The organism is Streptomyces sp. GL_148 (assembly GCF_057834205.1).
In genome coordinates, this window is record NZ_CM174396.1 from 5,177,472 (window position 1) to 5,191,226 (window position 13,755).

A 13,755-nucleotide genomic window follows, 5' to 3' on the forward strand; every position below is an offset into this window, starting at 1 on the left:
TCACCCTGGTGGGCGCACTCCCCGCCGCCCAAGTGCACACGGAGGGCGCCACGAGCGCGTACGCCGCTCACGCCCGGCACACACCCACCGAGCGCCGGTCCCGCGACACCGCCCGCGGCGCACCGCCGCCGAGGCCCCCCGCCGCAACGACCGCGGCCCGGCAGTCCTCGAAGGACCGCCGGGCCGGCGTGCGGGCTGAACCGAGGCCTAAGCCGGTGATCAGCGGTAGTTCACGAACTGGATCGCGAAGTCCAGGTCCTTGCCCTTGAGGAGGGCCTGGATTTCCTGGAGGTCGTCGCGGCTCTTGGAGCTGACGCGCAGCTCCTCACCCTGGACCTGGGCCTTGACGCCCTTGGGGCCCTCGTCACGGATGATCTTCGCGACCTTCTTGGCGTTCTCCTGGGAGATGCCCTCTTCGATCGTGGCGAAGATCTTGTACTCCTTGCCGGACAGCTGCGGCTCACCGGCGTCGAGCGCCTTGAGGGAGATCCCGCGCTTGACCAGCTTGGTCTCGAAGACGTCCAGGACGGCCTTGACGCGCTCCTCGGAGTTCGCCTCCATCAGGATCTTCTCGCCGGACCAGGCGATGGTGGCGCCGGTGCCCTTGAAGTCGTAGCGCTGCGAGAGCTCCTTGGCGGACTGGTTGAGGGCGTTGTCGACCTCCTGCCGCTCGACCTTCGAGACGATGTCGAAACTGGAGTCGGCCATGTGCTGTGGCTCCTTGAAGTCGGTAGGGACGGCCCCGAAGGGCGCGGCCGGACATACCCGGACCGCTCCGCAAAGCCTAGCCACCGCGCCCACGTGCGGCGCTGATCAATCCGGTGGCGAAGCACCCCCGGTCATCGGGTATCGTTTACGTCGTTGCCACGGAGCGCCGCCGCAAGGCGGAAAGATGGCAGCGATCATGGCGGTGTGCCCGAGTGGCCAAAGGGAGCAGACTGTAAATCTGCCGGCTCAGCCTACCCAGGTTCGAACCCTGGCGCCGCCACGCGAGTGGAACCCCCGTTCATCTGCGGAAACGCAGTGAACGGGGGTTTCTTCGTTTTCGAACTCGGATGGTCGACTGTCTCGCTCTGTCTCCCTCTTTCACGCTCTCTACCAGCGTCTGTGGACGGAGCGTGGACGGGAATCGGAGACCTGACCTGCGGGTTGGCCGCGGTCGCTACCGACCGTCCAGACGCGCGGAGATCTTGGCGTTCGCGGCCTCCTCCCCGTCCTTCAGGAACTTCGCGTACACCCGGAAGAGCACCGCCAGGCTGTGGCCGGCACGCTCGGCGACGATCTGCGGCTCCACCCCGGCGCTGAGCCAGGTCGACACCGCCGTGTGGCGAAGGTCATAGGGCCGTTTCGCCAATTTGGAGGCCTGATCCCGAGCGCTGAGAACCTCGGCTCTAGCCTCCGCCCACACCTCGCCGTACCCGCTCTCCTGCACCATTCCGCCGCGACTCGTCCGGAAGAGCCTCCCGTCCGCCGCGACACCGTGGACCGTGATGTGCCACCGCAGCAGCGACACGAGCTGCGGCGGGATCGGGACCTGCCGTACGGCGCTGCGCGGCCGGTGCTTGAGCCCCTTCCGGTCGTGAGCCTCACCGGAGTCTGTCCAGGCCCGACCGGCACGCGGCCGGCTCTCGCGCAGCCACACCGTCCCCCACCCTCGCCGGGGCAGGTGGAAGTCCGTGGCGCGCAGCCCCACCGTCTCTCCGGGGCGGGCAGCGGCGTAGAGGATGCAGGCGAAGAAGGCCTCCAGATGTCGCCCCCGTGCCCCCTGCGATCGAACTCCCGCGAGCAGCTGCTCGGCGAGCTCTGGGCCGGGCACGCACGCACGGTCGAGTTGCTCGTCGATCTTCTCGGGAGCCGACCACTGGAGAGAATGGAGCGGGTTCTCCGCGAGCAGCTCCGCGTCCACCGCGTAGCCGAGGGCCTGATGGAAGATGGCTCGCTTCCGGGTGATGACGGACCCTGCGGACGTCTTCCCGTCCAACCTCTTGGTGCAGGCGTTCAAGGCCTTCCGCGCCAGCATGCGCTCGGAGAGAGCTGACACGGGAACGGACTTCCGCTCGAACCATGCCAGCACCGACTTCACTTCGTCCGGCTGCTCCTTGTCCCACTGGTGCACGTTGAAGGCCCAGCTGTAGAGCACGCGCCGGGCGACGCTCGGCTCGGCCATGCCCTTCGTGTCCTTCACCAGGGCCATCGTGACCGTGGCCATGGCCTCGGCCAGGGTCTTTCGAGTGCTGGCCGGGGAGTGGTCCCACTTCATCTCGATGTAGTTCCGGGCGTGCTGGTACCAGGGGATGTCCTTCTCCCGCTGGATCAGCGACCGGGGGAGCCCACTGTCGACGTCGAAGGGCTCTCCGGCCCGCGCGGCGGTGATGAGCTGCGCGCGCCGGCTCTCGGCGAGCCCGAGCGTCAGGAACGACTCGGAGTGGGGTCGGATCCCTACCTGCCAGCGGAGTTGGTAGGGCTTCCGGTAGGGCCGCTTGCGGATGGCCCACATCTTGACCGTGTAGCTCCAGTCGGTCACGCAGCCTCCAGCTCGTTGTTGAAGGCGTCCAGGGCGCTGCGTCGAACCCTGATGTGACCGTTGGGGAGCCGGTGCGCCGCGGGGCCGTACCCGCGGTTTCGCCACCGGTACCAAGTGGCGCGGGTGATGTCGAGCTCTTCGAGTACCTGCGTCAGGGGCAGCCACTCGTCCACAGGCTTGCGTTGGCGTCGGGATGTAGCCAAGGATCTGTCTCCTCTTGGGTCGAGCCGTGTCTGGTCTCTTCGCTCTGAGGGATCCGCCACGTCCGCCACGCCGCCACATCGCAGGTCAGGAGCCTGAGTTTGTGGCGGATGGCAGATGCGTGGCGGATTGGCGCCGCTTCATCGGGCCGGGTGAGGCGGCGCCGGGGGAAGGCGGAGCTAGCGGACGACCGTGAGAGGTGTGGCGTTCGAGCCGGGCCGTGTGGCGGACGCCGGCAGGGCATCCGCCACACGTTCACCGACGCTGACCTGGGGTGTGGCGGACGTGGCGGACGTGGCGGATTCCTGAGGGGGGAGGGGGCAGTACCGCATCCAGGCGTCGGTGAGGTCCTCGGCGTAGTAGCCCTTGGGGAAGCCGGACGGGGTGCGGATGCCACGCGGTTTGATCGGCTTGTTGCCGGGAGTGACGTACTGGCCGAGGAGCCGGGCGAGGGTGCGGGAGTTGATGGGCTTGTCGTCCAGGTCGGCCCACGGGGAGTCGTCCAGCGCGAGGAGGCATTCGAGGATCACGGCGGTGGGCATGCGGTCTGCTCCGCAGAACACCTTGTCGCGCAGGTCGGTCAAGAGCCGGACGCCGAAGGAGGCTTCGTCATTGTCCTGGCCCGAGTGGACCAGCTCCAGGCAGGCCGCGCGAGCCCGCTCGGGCCAGCGCCCGCCGGCGGCGTCAGCGACGGCGAGAAGGGCCTCCCAGACGTCGGCGGGGCGGTCGGTGACGCCCTCGGGCATCTCCGGCCAGGCGTCAGCGACACGATCGCGGACGATGTCGGCCCACTTGGCCAGGCGGTCGCGCAGGACGTTGCCCACCTTCTGGTCCCTGCGCTGCCGGTAGGGCTCGACCGTCTCGTTGGGAGCACGCTTCCGCATGCGGATGATGACCGAGCGGCTGAGGACGGTGTCGGGCAGGGAACCGAGCCCGGCCATGGCAACAGCGCAGTAGGAGGGGAAGACCTGCGCGTTCTGGTTGGACCCCTCGCCGACGCACCGCACGGCACCGCTGGTGCGCCGGTAGCCGGCGTTGAGGAAGCCGCGGAGAGCCTCATCGGTCCCCGCTTTGGGCCCGAAGATGGTGTCGACCTCGTCGAAGAGGACAGTAGGCAGTCCCTCGGGCATCCCAACGAGTCGGTACAGCGCGTTCGCGGACGCGGACACCGTGGTGACGGACCGAGGAGTGAGCGTTTCGATGATCTCCAAAGCGCGGGACTTCCCCGAGCCGGGCTCGGGAGACAGGAATGCGATCCGGGGGGTGATCTCGAAGCACTCGATCAAGTGGGCATGCGCGTCCCACAGGGTCACAGCCACGTAGGCGGCCTCACTCGGGAAGACGTTGAAGCGGCGGTGGAAGGTCTCCACCTCATCAAGCAGCGCGGCGCCGTTGGTCGGTTCGGCGGGCATGGTCGGGTCGCTCATCAGGCGGCCTTCCCTTCCTGGGATACGAGCTGGGGGCAGACGGTGCGGTGGCGCACGTGGTCGTCGATCAGTGCGAGCGCGCGGCTCTGGCCGGCGGCGAAGAGGTCGCGTCCGCACGAGCACCACGAGCGGGCCGACGGGGTGGCGCCGCGGCCGGGGGCGCTGATGTGGAGCCATGCGACGGGCCGGCGTCCGTCGTCGAAGCCCGGGTTCGAGCGAACAGATGAAGGGACGCCTTCGGCGACGACCTTCGGCGCGCCATTGCCGTCCGTGGCCGGTGCCGGTTCGGCGGAGCTGGGGCCGGTAGGCGCCAGGGTGGGGCCTTCCAAGCGGGGATGAGGTCGGGTGCTCATGCCGCATCCCGGGCCCGGACCGTACGGGCGGAGCTGTCCAGGGCGCTGCGGATCGTGGAGCGGCACTCGGCAGCGGTGAGTCCCCGCTCCTCCCCCGCTCCTTGGAAGGCCACCTCCACCTCGTCCCGAGGCAGGTCGCCCCACGCGACGAAGCGCCCCACCTTGAAGGCGCACCGGTTGAGCGTGTTGTTTGCCTGCCCTGCCGGGGCGGTACGGACGACGTTGCACTCGGCGTCCAGCGCGGCGCGGGCCGAGCTGGTGCCGCTGACGGCCGGCGCCACGAGCCGACGGGCCGGGAGCGGGGCGGGCGGTTGGAGCAGGGGCAGCAGCCAGCCGGGGAGCTCTGCGACCGGGGCGGGGTCGGTCACCTCGTAGGCGCCGGCCGGGGTGGTGCTGCCGGGGGCGACGATGTAGCCGCCGTGGGCGCGGGTGTCGATGAGCGGGCCGAGCTTGCCGGCCGTGTTCCCCAGCCGGAGTCCGGCCGGGGCGGTGAAGTACAGGTGGGCTCCGCCGGAGGGGGTCCGGGTGCGGTAGGTGGTGGGGACGGCCTGCCCGGCGCGCTCGCAGAGCGCCGTAAAGGTCTCCGCGCCGCCAGGCGCGTCCTGACTGCTGTTGGGCTTGGGGGCGTCGAGGTCGATCACGATCAGTCCGGCGGGGCCGGTGGCCAAGCCGATGTTGTACGGCTTGTGCGTCCAGCAGCGGACGATCGTGGCTCCGTCGGTGGTTGCGCGCTGTTCCCACTTCAGGTGCCCGTCGGCGCAGCCGTCGGTGTGGGGGCAGCGGTCTTCTCCGTGGAGAGCGGGCGTCTTGGAACCGGGCCGGAGCGGGAAGATGGGCCAGCCGCGGGCCGCGAGGCTCAGTGCGTCAGCGAGTAGCTGTGCCTGTCGGTCTCGCGGTAAGGGGGCGGGTTGGGTCATGCTGGTGACCTCCATAGGTCTGTTGAGGGCTGGTGGATCGAAGGCGGCCCCGGTCTTTTGCCGAGAGAGGGGCCGCCTTTGTGGTCTCCCGAAAACTGAGTAACGGGATGTCAGTGGGGGTGCTTAGGGTCGTGGCTATGACGACGACCTTTGAGCTTGTGCCGGGCCGGCTGACGACGCGGGATGAGGTAGCCGCGATCTTCGGCTGCGGGAAGTACCAGGGCATCGAACCGGGTGTGGACGCCAAGAAGGTATTTGTGTACTCCGACCCTTCCGCCGGCGCCGAGTTCGGCTACACCTTCGACGGGCGGGCCGAGGACGACGAGTACGGTCCGCTGTACCTCTACACCGGCTACGGCGCGAACGGTGACCAGGAGATGAAGAGCCGCAACAAGTCCCTGCGCTACCACGTCGAGGACGGGCGGGAGCTCCACCTGTTCGTCGCCCACGGCACGGTGGAGGGCTCCGGCACGGTCCAGCAGCGCTACATCGGGCAGATGACCGTGGACCCGATCAACCCGGTCGAGGTGCACCGCGGTCTCGGCAAGGACAACAAGATGCGCAACGCCCTGGTGTTCCGGCTTCGGCCGGTACCGGGCTCTAAGCCGGCGTGGACGGCCGAGGACCGGATCCAGCCGGCGCCGGTGACCGTGATCGAGGACATCGACCTCAGCACGCCGATTCCGGCGCAGACCAGCGTCAAGGACAAGAACTCCGAGACGCACACGACTGCGGAGACCATCGCGGATATCCCGGGCGGACCGCGGAAGGTCCAGCGTCGCGAAGGCCTGCTGATGGAAGCCTTCAAGAAGCACCTGCAGGCGGCCGGCCACGCGCACAAGTCGTTCGACATGACCATCGCCGGCGAAGTCAGTGTGCTCACGCCGGACCTGTACGACATCGCCGAGCATGTGCTCTACGAAGCCAAGGGGCAGACCACCCGCACCAACGTGCGGATGGCCATCGGTCAGCTTGCCGACTACCGGCGCCACGTCCCCAAGTCCGAGGGGCTCAGGGTCGCCGTACTGCTGCCGAGCGAGCCGAGCAAGGACATCAAGGAGCTGCTCGCCTCACAGAAGATCCACCTCGTCTACCAGACCGAGGACGGCTTCGTCGGCTTCCCCCTGGGCACCTGACCCCATCCGTGAGGGGCACGCCCGCAGCGTTCAGTGGCGGGCGTGGTCCACGGCGATGTCGGTGAGGCGTTTGGCCTCGTCGGGGGTGACGAAGCCGTACCGGACCTGGATGAGGCAGCCCGGGTAGGGGCAACGGACCGTGTGCCGGCCCGCTACGAGCCGAAGAGCGTCGCGGATCCGGTCGGTCAGGGGCAGTGTGGAGCGGTTCATCGAGTGACTCCTCAGCGGTGATTGATGGTGCCGTTGGCGCGGCCGAACATTCCGGACGCGCTGATGTTCTGGGTGACGTGCTGGACGGGCCCCGCACCCCGGCCGCCCGACGCGCGTCCGGCGCGGAGGAGGAGCGGGGCGATGACGCCGGCGGCGATGAGGGCGATGGCGGCCCAGAGGGCTTCGGTCATGGCGATCAGTCCCGGGGCGGCGTAGGAGATCCCGAATCCGGCCGCGGCGATTCCGCCGCCAATGGTCGGGGCGAGCAGGGCGGTGGTCTTGGCCCACGCCGGTAGCGGCTGCGCGGCCGGGACCGTGGTGGGGGCCGCGGGGTGGGTGTAGGCGAGGGTGCGGTAGCCGCCGGGGAGGGTGACCATCTCGACTCCGGGCGGGAGTTCAGCGAGCGGCATGGCCGGGTGCTGGATGGTGGCGGGGTAGTAGATGGGGTCGCCGTAGCGGGCGGGCGGGGTGGTGCTCGTGCGGGTGGGCTCATGCACAGCAGGCTCCTTGGCACGGGGGTGGTCAGGTTCCGGATATGGCTGTGAGGGCGGCGCTGATGAAGTCGTTGATGGGGGCGGCTGCGCCGGTGGCGGCGAGGAAGAACCCGAAGCCGACGGCAACGAGCGCGCTGCCAGCGCCGAGGGTTCTGGTCCGGAGCAGGACGCCGAGGATGACGCCGAGCAGGACGACGAGGGAGATGGTCACGGGCATGCGGGAAGGTCCCCGTTCGGGGCGGGCGGGCGGCCCCGCAGCGGGTGCCGCCCGCGGGCGGAGGGGCGGGCGTGCGGGTGCGGAGTTACTGCCTACTGCCTAGTGGCTACTGCCTACTGCCTACTGCCCAATCCGCAGATGAGAGAGGGTTTCAGGGGTGGCAGGTGGGCAGTAGAGGCCTGCCTACTGCCGACGGCGGGCAGTAGGCAGTAACCGGTTGGGTAGCGGTGTTCAGGCGTGGTCGGGGTGGACGTAGACGGAGTGCGGGCCCCGGTCGCGGTAGACGAGCTCACCGCGTTCAGCGGCGGCCTTGAGGGCCTTGCGGACCGACTCCCGGCCCCGGCTGACCGCGTCCGCGATGGCCGCGGGCTTCAGCCCGTCGGGCCCTGCGGTGTAGAGGGCGGCGATTGCTTCGGGCAGCCAGTCCGGGCCGCCTTCCCCGTCGCGCAGCGCCGACAGGTTCAGACCGGGGCGCTCCTTGCGGGATTCCGGTTCCTGCTCTGGCTTGGGGGTGTTGAACTCGATGTCGATGAGCCGCTGGAACTCGATGTCCACTCCGTCGACCTCGGTCACCGCGGGTTCCTGCTTGCGGTGCGCGGACAAGTTCAGCCCACCGGCCGCAGGTGCCGAGCTCGGCCCGCTGGAGGTGGGGTAGTCGGCCTGCTGGTGATCGGTGATCCATGCGGTGCGGCCGTGGTCCCACCGGCGGGCGTAGTCCGCGCCGGCCGCCTTCGCCGAGACAGCATCCAGCCGGGGGTGCCGGTCGGAGGTGGCGTGGACGATGTCGCGGATCTGCGTGGGCAGGATCCGCCATGTCCCGAAGAGCGCAGCGGGCGATTCGGGCGTGCCCATGAAGCCGGTGCCCTTGTCCGGAGCCTGCTCGATCCGTAGCCCGGTCCCGCCGGGGAACAGCTTCGACAGGTCCATGCCCTCGGTCGCGCCACCGGTGAGGGCGACGCGGGTCTTGGCTTCGCGGCGGATCATCATGTTGCCCAGCACGGAGCCGGTGGCGCCGAGGGCAGTGAGGACGGTGCGGATGCCCATGGCGCGGAGCATCCGGATCACTTCGAGGATCTTCTTCGCGAGCTTCTTCTTCTCGGGCTCGCTGCTGACGAGGGTCTCGGCACCCTCATCAATGACCAGCATGATCTGCGGAATCTCCGCGCTGACCGGCAGGAGATCGGTGTTGGCCTTGGCCATCAAGTCCTGGTAGGCCCGCTTGCGGTACAGCCCGATCCGCAGCGCGGCATCCAGCATGAGGAGCGCCTCCTCGTGGGACGCGGCGAGCCAGTCGATCCCCGGCCGCACCGTCTGCCCCTGACCAGAGCCGTCCATCGCGGGGCGGATCCACGGCAGGCCGGCGGATCCAGCGTTCAGGTCGATAACCCAGGTCAGGATGTCGTCAGCTCGGGCGAACCCGGCCAAGATGACGTGCACCATGTTCGTCTTGCCCGACCCCGTCGGCCCGACCACAAGCGCGCACTGCTCACGCAAGTAGGTCAGGATCGCGTCCGCATTCGTCCGGTACCCCCACGGGATACCTGTGTGGATCGACAGGGCGCTGTAGTCGGTCGGGTAGGGGACTTCCGCCGCGAGGACGTTGACCGTGGTCACGTCGATGAGGAGGCGACCTTGGTCGATGCCGGGTGAGGCAGCGGCGGTGCAGCCGTGCGGGAGCCGGGCGTCCGCGGAGAGGCGAGCGTTCTCTTTCGCGATGCGGTCGTAGGTGGTCCCGCCGGCGGGGAGTTCGGCATCGATGGTGAAGCCCGTGTTCGTCGGCCACATCTCGACCGCGACGATCCGCAGGGTGATCCCGCAGACCCGCTGAACGCGATCGACCCACTCGGCGGCGATGGCCCGCCGGTCGGCCGACAGTTCCCGGGCAACCTGCCGCTCAGCGGCGGCGATCGCTTCGAGTTCGCGGGCCTCCTCGTAGAAGCCGACCGAGCGTGCAGCGGCGCCCATGCTGACGCCGATCACGGCGAGGGAGCCGAGGGCGGTCCAGTTCAGCGGGCCGGTGGCCAGCGCCCACGTCGTCCAGCCCGACCCAACGAGCCAGGAGGCAGCCCGCGCTCCGATGGTGCGGGCGGCGAGTTTCTGCCGCAGCCCCGACGCCGTGTGCCCGATCGCCCCAACCGTGCCGACGGCCAACGCCCAAGAGGGCGGCATGTGGGCGAGAGTTCCGCAGGTGGAGACGGCGTACATGCCGGTGGTGGCGGACAGGGCGCCGGTGACGGGTCCGTGGCCGGCGGCCCAGTCCAATGCGAGCCCGTTGTGGGTGACGGTGGAGGTGGTGGTCATCAGACGTTCCAGCCCTTCTCGGCCTCGGGGCCGTTGCGGGGGTCCTCGTGGCGGGCGATGTCGGCCTCGTGGGCCCGCCGGAACGCGGGTCCCAGGTCCTCGGCCACAGCAACGGCGGAGTTGATCGCGCCGTAGATGTCGTCGAAGCCGTCCGCGACTTCCTTCTCCAGCGGAAACTCGGTGTCGGAACGCTCCGCGAGGATCCGCATCACGTTCGCGATCGACGTAAGGGCCTCGGGCAGACCCTCGATCATCGCGAGGATCTCCATGGCGCTCTCCGGCTCGTAGGCCTGGGCCGCCTGCTCCATCTCGGCGGCCAGTTCCTCGAACCTGAACCCGGAATCGGTGCTCATGCTGCGTACTCCTTGGCTAGCGGGAGGTGCGGGAACGTTCTTGGTGGGACGCGCGGCCCGGTCCCCGAGAAAGTCGCCCTCGGCATCCTGGTCACGCTCGGCGGCGGCCTGCTCCTCAGCCGCGCGCTCGTCGGCTTCGAGCTGGGCTTGGATCTCCGCGTCCCGGGCTTCGCGCTCGGCGAGGGCTCGGCCGACGAGGAACTGGTAGAGGCGCTTGCCGGGGAACATCAGCCAGCTGAAGCGCAGCTTGCGGCCGAGCGGGGTGGTGACCATGCCGAGAACGCCGAGGGCCGCGCCGAGCACGGCGGAGAGGGCCCGGCGGGCCTGGAAGCGGGCGGCGGAGCGGCGCAGGGCCTTCCGTGCGGCCTTCCGCGCGGGGGCCTGCAGCGCGGTTACCCGCCTGCGGTGTGCTGCCTCCTGCACCCCGGTCCGGCCGTTGGCGACCGCCCGGCGGGCGTTGCGGTCCCGTGCCGCCCGGGTGGCGCTGACGGCCTTGTCGCGGACGGCGGCGGCCTTGCCCATGGTCTTGGCGAGGGTGCGGGCCGCCAGACCGTGCGCCTTCGTACCGGTGGAGGCGGTGCGCCCGGCGGCCTTTGTCGCCCGCCGGGTGTCTGCGACTTGCCTGCGGGCCTGAACTGCCGCTGTGCGGGCGGCGGATCGGGTCGGGGCCTGCGTCTTGGCCTGCGAACGCAAGCCAGCGACCTGCCCTGCCCGGCCGCCGGCCAGACGGCCAGCGGCCTGCGAAGCCCGCTGACGGACGGACGGCGCCCCCGCCTTGTTGAACGAGCTGCCGGACCGGCCAGCGGACCGGCCACCCGCGGTGCCGGCCGCGCGGTGGCGGGCCTGCCCGCCAGCACTCCGGCGGGATCCGGATCCACCACCCGTACGCGGGCTGGTGCGGGGCTGGGAGGGGATCCGCCCCAGGGCGCCGCGGCCCTTGTTTCCCCCGGCGGTCCGGTTGGTGGCCGGGGCGGGCTTGGCCGCGGGCTTCTTCTTGCGGTCCTTGGCTCGCTGGTGTGCGGCGGCGGTACCCAGAACGGCGGCGCCGGTCATCGCGATCGCAGCGGCGATCGGGCCACCGGCCAAGGCGGCGGTGGCCAGGAGTCCGGCGGCGGTGTTCGTCCCGGTCAAGGACAGGGGGCCCACGGGGAAACCGCCCGGGGTGTGCTCCACCTCCTTGGCCTTGGCGGTAGCTGTGGGCTCGGTCGGGGCCGGGGTGGGGGTGGTTTCTTGGGGTGGGGCCTGCGGTTCGACGGTGGTTTCGGTCATGCTGAACGTGCTCCCTCGGGAGAAGAGGGCCCGGCCGCCCGCCTCCTACAGCAACGGCCGGGCCCTGCCTGTACGTGCAGGTCAGAACTGGTTCGGCTCCAGCGCGAAGAACATGGTGTTCGCGCGGGCCATCTCCGGGTGCTCGGCGGTGACGTGCCGGCGAACGGCCTGGTAGGCGTCGTAGCGGGTCGTCCCGGCGGGCGGGGTGTAGGTGCCGTTCTTCGTCATCGCCGCCAGGCCGGGCAGCTCCAGGGTCATGACCCAGAAGTGCGTGCCCTGGGCGACCGGCGCGGGGGTGGTGGTCTGTGCGCTGGGCGTGGTCACGGGAGTCTCCTGATCAGGTCGGATGGTCAGGCGGCGCACTGTTCGTCATCGGGGTACGCGCAGGGGACGCACATGCCGAGCGAGGCCGGGATGATGTACCCGGCATCACGCGAGCAGGTAGGGAAGGTCCGGCGGGCCGTGTTCGCCTTCGCCAGAGCCGCGGCTTTGGCCGGCGTCATCGGCCGGACCGGGCGGGCCAGCTCTATCCGGTACAGGAAGGCGACCAGCGGCCCGCGCCGGTAGCGGGGCCGCTCCACCTGAGCGACGACATCCTGTCCGCCGGGCCGGAGGCCGGCCGCGCGGAGCTGGCGGCGAGTCGCGAGTCCGTCGGGGGCCAGGCGCCAGGTGTAGACGGGGAGGGTGGACATCAGCTCACCCCTGCGGGGAGGGCCGCGCGGTCGTCGTTCAGGCGCTGGTAGAGCTTGTGGACGTAGGAGGTGGACCGGGTGGAAAGCCGGGCCGCCTCGGGGAGGCTTTTGCCTTCCACCCAGCACGCGCGGATCACGTTCGCGGCGTCATCGGCGGACAGCCGGAGGCGTTCCCGCTCCACCTGGTGGACCGAGGTGGATGTGAGGGGGAAGGCCGGGTGAAACACCAGCCCGGCACCGCAGATGACCAGCGGGTCTCTGCGGTGCTGTCCCTCCGTCGTGACCGCCGGTACGGCTGCGGGTGCGGGCGCCGGGGGCGGGGTGGCTGCCTGGTGGACGGGGTGCGCGTCCACCTTGTTCGTCTCGGCGTCCACCCGGGCTTGGAGGTGGGCGATTTTTGCGAGGATCGCGTGCCGATAGTGGCTGATCGCTTCGGCGAGAACGATCAGGAGGACTGGGGGGATGGAGTGGAGGACGAGCCCGGCCGGGTCGACCGCGCGGGGGAAATCGAAGGCCGTCCCCTCGGGCCACAGCGAGCTCCAGCAGTTCATGACCCAGGTGCCCAGGCCGGCGAACCAGCGCAGGACGGCGGCCCAGCCGGAGGAGGTGAGCCCGTACTCGGAGAGACGGCCGTCGAAGATGAGGACCGCGCCGAGCGCGACCGCGACCATCGGGTCGAGCATCCACGCGATCCACGGCGAGACGTGGTGGTCGATCGCGAACATCGTCACGTTCGACGCGGTGAACACCAGCGCCACGAACGCGACGGCCACCAGGACCCTCGTCAGCTTCGACAGCATCCCCGCAAGGGCGGCGATCTGCTCCAGCGGCTCTCGCCCTGTCACCGGTCCTCCCCCGCAGGGGTCCGGCGGACGTCGAGCGAGCCGAGGAAGCGGACCGGGTCGGTCTCGTCGTCGGTCAGTTCGTGCCACTCCCACTGCGCTCCGTCCACGACCTCGTAGCCGAGGGCGGCGAGGGCCGTGGTGCGCTCGGCGAGGGTGGGAATCGGGGAGGTGCGGGCGAAGTCATGGTCCGGCCAGTCCTTCGGGGAGGGGCTGTCGGTGACCACGTACACCTCCCAGGTGCCGTGGTAGCCGTTCGCGATGCGGGCGCTGTGCGTCATGCGGCACCGCCCGTCATGTTCACCGCGGCGGCGGCCCGGTTGGTCAGGTCCCGGCGGACCGCGAGCATCCGCCGGCGGGCCCGGCGGATCCGCTGCTCGTCCAGCTCGGACGGCGCCCGGTCGAGCACGGCGATCTCCGCGTCGAGGAGGTCGACGTCCGCCAGGATCAGCGGCAACTCGAACTCGATCGCCTCCAGCTCCGCGTCCGACGGCTCCAAGCCGTCCGACCACGGGGTAACACGGTTCTGAAGTGCAACGATGGACTGCATGGGTCTTGCTCCTTCGAGAGAGGAACGGGGCCCGAACAGCAGCCCCCGGCGTTCGAGCGCCGGGGGCTGCACTGCGTTCGGATAGGGGTGGAGCGGCCGGCGTACCGGCTCCGGCTCCCCTCGACCCCGCCCGTACGACACCCGAAAGGGCGCCGGACGGGCAGAGGAGGCAACCGGCCGCCGCACCATCAGTGCGGCGGAGGGTCGAACGACGCGAGGGGCGCTCCTGCCCGCACCGGTCCAGTGCGGGCAGGGCCCAAGGTCTTAAA

General features: G+C 70.2%; 17 protein-coding genes and 1 tRNA gene. 2 read left to right on the forward strand and 16 right to left on the reverse strand.

Annotation, left to right across the window (positions count from 1 at the left end):
* Positions 1-219: 219 nt before the first annotated feature.
* Positions 220-708 (reverse strand): YajQ family cyclic di-GMP-binding protein, encoded by a 489-nt coding sequence (locus AC3IYI_RS23940; protein ID WP_489405697.1) that lies wholly within the window; start codon positions 706-708, stop codon positions 220-222.
* Positions 709-906: 198 nt separating this feature from the next.
* On the opposite strand from AC3IYI_RS23940, the gene AC3IYI_RS23945 reads away from it, so the two are divergent.
* Positions 907-988: transfer RNA gene (locus AC3IYI_RS23945), tRNA-Tyr, on the forward strand.
* A gap of 174 nt (positions 989-1,162) precedes the next feature.
* On the opposite strand, the gene AC3IYI_RS23950 is transcribed toward AC3IYI_RS23945, so the two are convergent.
* The 5 genes from AC3IYI_RS23950 to AC3IYI_RS23970 all read right to left on the reverse strand — a co-directional run bounded on the left by AC3IYI_RS23950 (position 1,163) and on the right by AC3IYI_RS23970 (position 5,422).
* Positions 1,163-2,524 (reverse strand): tyrosine-type recombinase/integrase, encoded by a 1,362-nt coding sequence (locus tag AC3IYI_RS23950; protein ID WP_489405698.1) that lies wholly within the window; start codon positions 2,522-2,524, stop codon positions 1,163-1,165.
* Entirely contained in the window at positions 2,521-2,727 is a 207-nt protein-coding gene (locus AC3IYI_RS23955) for a helix-turn-helix transcriptional regulator (protein WP_489405699.1), read from the reverse strand. Before AC3IYI_RS23955 ends, AC3IYI_RS23950 begins: the two co-directional genes overlap by 4 nt.
* 177 nt (positions 2,728-2,904) lie before the next feature.
* Positions 2,905-4,152, reverse strand: coding sequence for a DUF3631 domain-containing protein (locus AC3IYI_RS23960; protein WP_489405700.1), 1,248 nt, complete (start codon positions 4,150-4,152; stop codon positions 2,905-2,907).
* Entirely contained in the window at positions 4,152-4,505 is a 354-nt protein-coding gene (locus tag AC3IYI_RS23965) for a hypothetical protein (RefSeq protein WP_489405701.1), read from the reverse strand. The genes AC3IYI_RS23960 and AC3IYI_RS23965 overlap by 1 nt, the downstream gene beginning before the upstream one ends.
* Positions 4,502-5,422, reverse strand: a complete 921-nt coding sequence (locus tag AC3IYI_RS23970; protein WP_489405702.1) for a bifunctional DNA primase/polymerase — start codon at positions 5,420-5,422, stop codon at positions 4,502-4,504. Before AC3IYI_RS23970 ends, AC3IYI_RS23965 begins: the two co-directional genes overlap by 4 nt.
* A gap of 137 nt (positions 5,423-5,559) precedes the next feature.
* On the opposite strand from AC3IYI_RS23970, the gene AC3IYI_RS23975 reads away from it, so the two are divergent.
* Positions 5,560-6,558 carry an SRA domain-containing endonuclease gene (locus AC3IYI_RS23975; protein ID WP_489405703.1) on the forward strand — a complete coding sequence of 333 codons (999 nt, stop codon included), beginning with the start codon at positions 5,560-5,562 and terminating at the stop codon, positions 6,556-6,558.
* A gap of 30 nt (positions 6,559-6,588) precedes the next feature.
* Here the strand turns inward: AC3IYI_RS23975 and AC3IYI_RS23980 are convergent, their stop codons facing one another.
* From AC3IYI_RS23980 to AC3IYI_RS24025, 10 genes are all read right to left on the reverse strand, one after another.
* Complete coding sequence (locus AC3IYI_RS23980; protein WP_489405704.1) at positions 6,589-6,768, reverse strand: hypothetical protein; 180 nt, start codon at positions 6,766-6,768, stop codon at positions 6,589-6,591.
* An 11-nt stretch (positions 6,769-6,779) separates the two neighbouring features.
* A complete protein-coding gene (locus AC3IYI_RS23985) occupies positions 6,780-7,265 on the reverse strand; it encodes a hypothetical protein (RefSeq protein ID WP_489405705.1) in 486 nt (161 codons plus the stop codon).
* A gap of 25 nt (positions 7,266-7,290) precedes the next feature.
* Positions 7,291-7,479: a hypothetical protein gene (locus tag AC3IYI_RS23990; RefSeq protein WP_489405706.1), complete on the reverse strand. Its 189-nt coding sequence runs from the start codon at positions 7,477-7,479 to the stop codon at positions 7,291-7,293.
* Between the two features lie 231 nt (positions 7,480-7,710).
* Positions 7,711-9,780, reverse strand: a complete 2,070-nt coding sequence (locus tag AC3IYI_RS23995) for a hypothetical protein (protein ID WP_489405707.1) — start codon at positions 9,778-9,780, stop codon at positions 7,711-7,713.
* Positions 9,780-11,402 carry a hypothetical protein gene (locus AC3IYI_RS24000; RefSeq protein ID WP_489405708.1) on the reverse strand — a complete coding sequence of 541 codons (1,623 nt, stop codon included), beginning with the start codon at positions 11,400-11,402 and terminating at the stop codon, positions 9,780-9,782. The genes AC3IYI_RS23995 and AC3IYI_RS24000 overlap by 1 nt, the downstream gene beginning before the upstream one ends.
* Before the next feature lie 81 nt (positions 11,403-11,483).
* A complete protein-coding gene (locus AC3IYI_RS24005; RefSeq protein ID WP_489405709.1) occupies positions 11,484-11,726 on the reverse strand; it encodes a hypothetical protein in 243 nt (80 codons plus the stop codon).
* A gap of 26 nt (positions 11,727-11,752) precedes the next feature.
* Positions 11,753-12,094 (reverse strand): RRQRL motif-containing zinc-binding protein, encoded by a 342-nt coding sequence (locus AC3IYI_RS24010; RefSeq protein ID WP_489405710.1) that lies wholly within the window; start codon positions 12,092-12,094, stop codon positions 11,753-11,755.
* A complete protein-coding gene (locus tag AC3IYI_RS24015; protein ID WP_489405711.1) occupies positions 12,094-12,939 on the reverse strand; it encodes a hypothetical protein in 846 nt (281 codons plus the stop codon). Before AC3IYI_RS24015 ends, AC3IYI_RS24010 begins: the two co-directional genes overlap by 1 nt.
* Complete coding sequence (locus AC3IYI_RS24020; protein WP_489405712.1) at positions 12,936-13,217, reverse strand: DUF6303 family protein; 282 nt, start codon at positions 13,215-13,217, stop codon at positions 12,936-12,938. Before AC3IYI_RS24020 ends, AC3IYI_RS24015 begins: the two co-directional genes overlap by 4 nt.
* Positions 13,214-13,486: a DUF6284 family protein gene (locus AC3IYI_RS24025; RefSeq protein ID WP_489405713.1), complete on the reverse strand. Its 273-nt coding sequence runs from the start codon at positions 13,484-13,486 to the stop codon at positions 13,214-13,216. The genes AC3IYI_RS24020 and AC3IYI_RS24025 overlap by 4 nt, the downstream gene beginning before the upstream one ends.
* Positions 13,487-13,755: the final 269 nt, after the last annotated feature.

What these genes read in the sequence shown, in the direction of transcription:
- AC3IYI_RS23940 (WP_489405697.1), bottom strand. Translation starts at nt 708, where the DNA reads ATGGCCGACTCCAGTTTCGACATCGTCTCGAAGGTCGAGCGGCAGGAG.
- AC3IYI_RS23960 (WP_489405700.1), bottom strand. Translation starts at nt 4,152, where the DNA reads ATGAGCGACCCGACCATGCCCGCCGAACCGACCAACGGCGCCGCGCTG.
- AC3IYI_RS23965 (WP_489405701.1), bottom strand. Translation starts at nt 4,505, where the DNA reads ATGAGCACCCGACCTCATCCCCGCTTGGAAGGCCCCACCCTGGCGCCT.
- AC3IYI_RS23970 (WP_489405702.1), bottom strand. Translation starts at nt 5,422, where the DNA reads ATGACCCAACCCGCCCCCTTACCGCGAGACCGACAGGCACAGCTACTC.
- AC3IYI_RS23975 (WP_489405703.1), top strand. Translation starts at nt 5,560, where the DNA reads ATGACGACGACCTTTGAGCTTGTGCCGGGCCGGCTGACGACGCGGGAT.
- AC3IYI_RS23980 (WP_489405704.1), bottom strand. Translation starts at nt 6,768, where the DNA reads ATGAACCGCTCCACACTGCCCCTGACCGACCGGATCCGCGACGCTCTT.
- AC3IYI_RS23990 (WP_489405706.1), bottom strand. Translation starts at nt 7,479, where the DNA reads ATGCCCGTGACCATCTCCCTCGTCGTCCTGCTCGGCGTCATCCTCGGC.
- AC3IYI_RS23995 (WP_489405707.1), bottom strand. Translation starts at nt 9,780, where the DNA reads ATGACCACCACCTCCACCGTCACCCACAACGGGCTCGCATTGGACTGG.
- AC3IYI_RS24000 (WP_489405708.1), bottom strand. Translation starts at nt 11,402, where the DNA reads ATGACCGAAACCACCGTCGAACCGCAGGCCCCACCCCAAGAAACCACC.
- AC3IYI_RS24010 (WP_489405710.1), bottom strand. Translation starts at nt 12,094, where the DNA reads ATGTCCACCCTCCCCGTCTACACCTGGCGCCTGGCCCCCGACGGACTC.
- AC3IYI_RS24020 (WP_489405712.1), bottom strand. Translation starts at nt 13,217, where the DNA reads ATGACGCACAGCGCCCGCATCGCGAACGGCTACCACGGCACCTGGGAG.
- AC3IYI_RS24025 (WP_489405713.1), bottom strand. Translation starts at nt 13,486, where the DNA reads ATGCAGTCCATCGTTGCACTTCAGAACCGTGTTACCCCGTGGTCGGAC.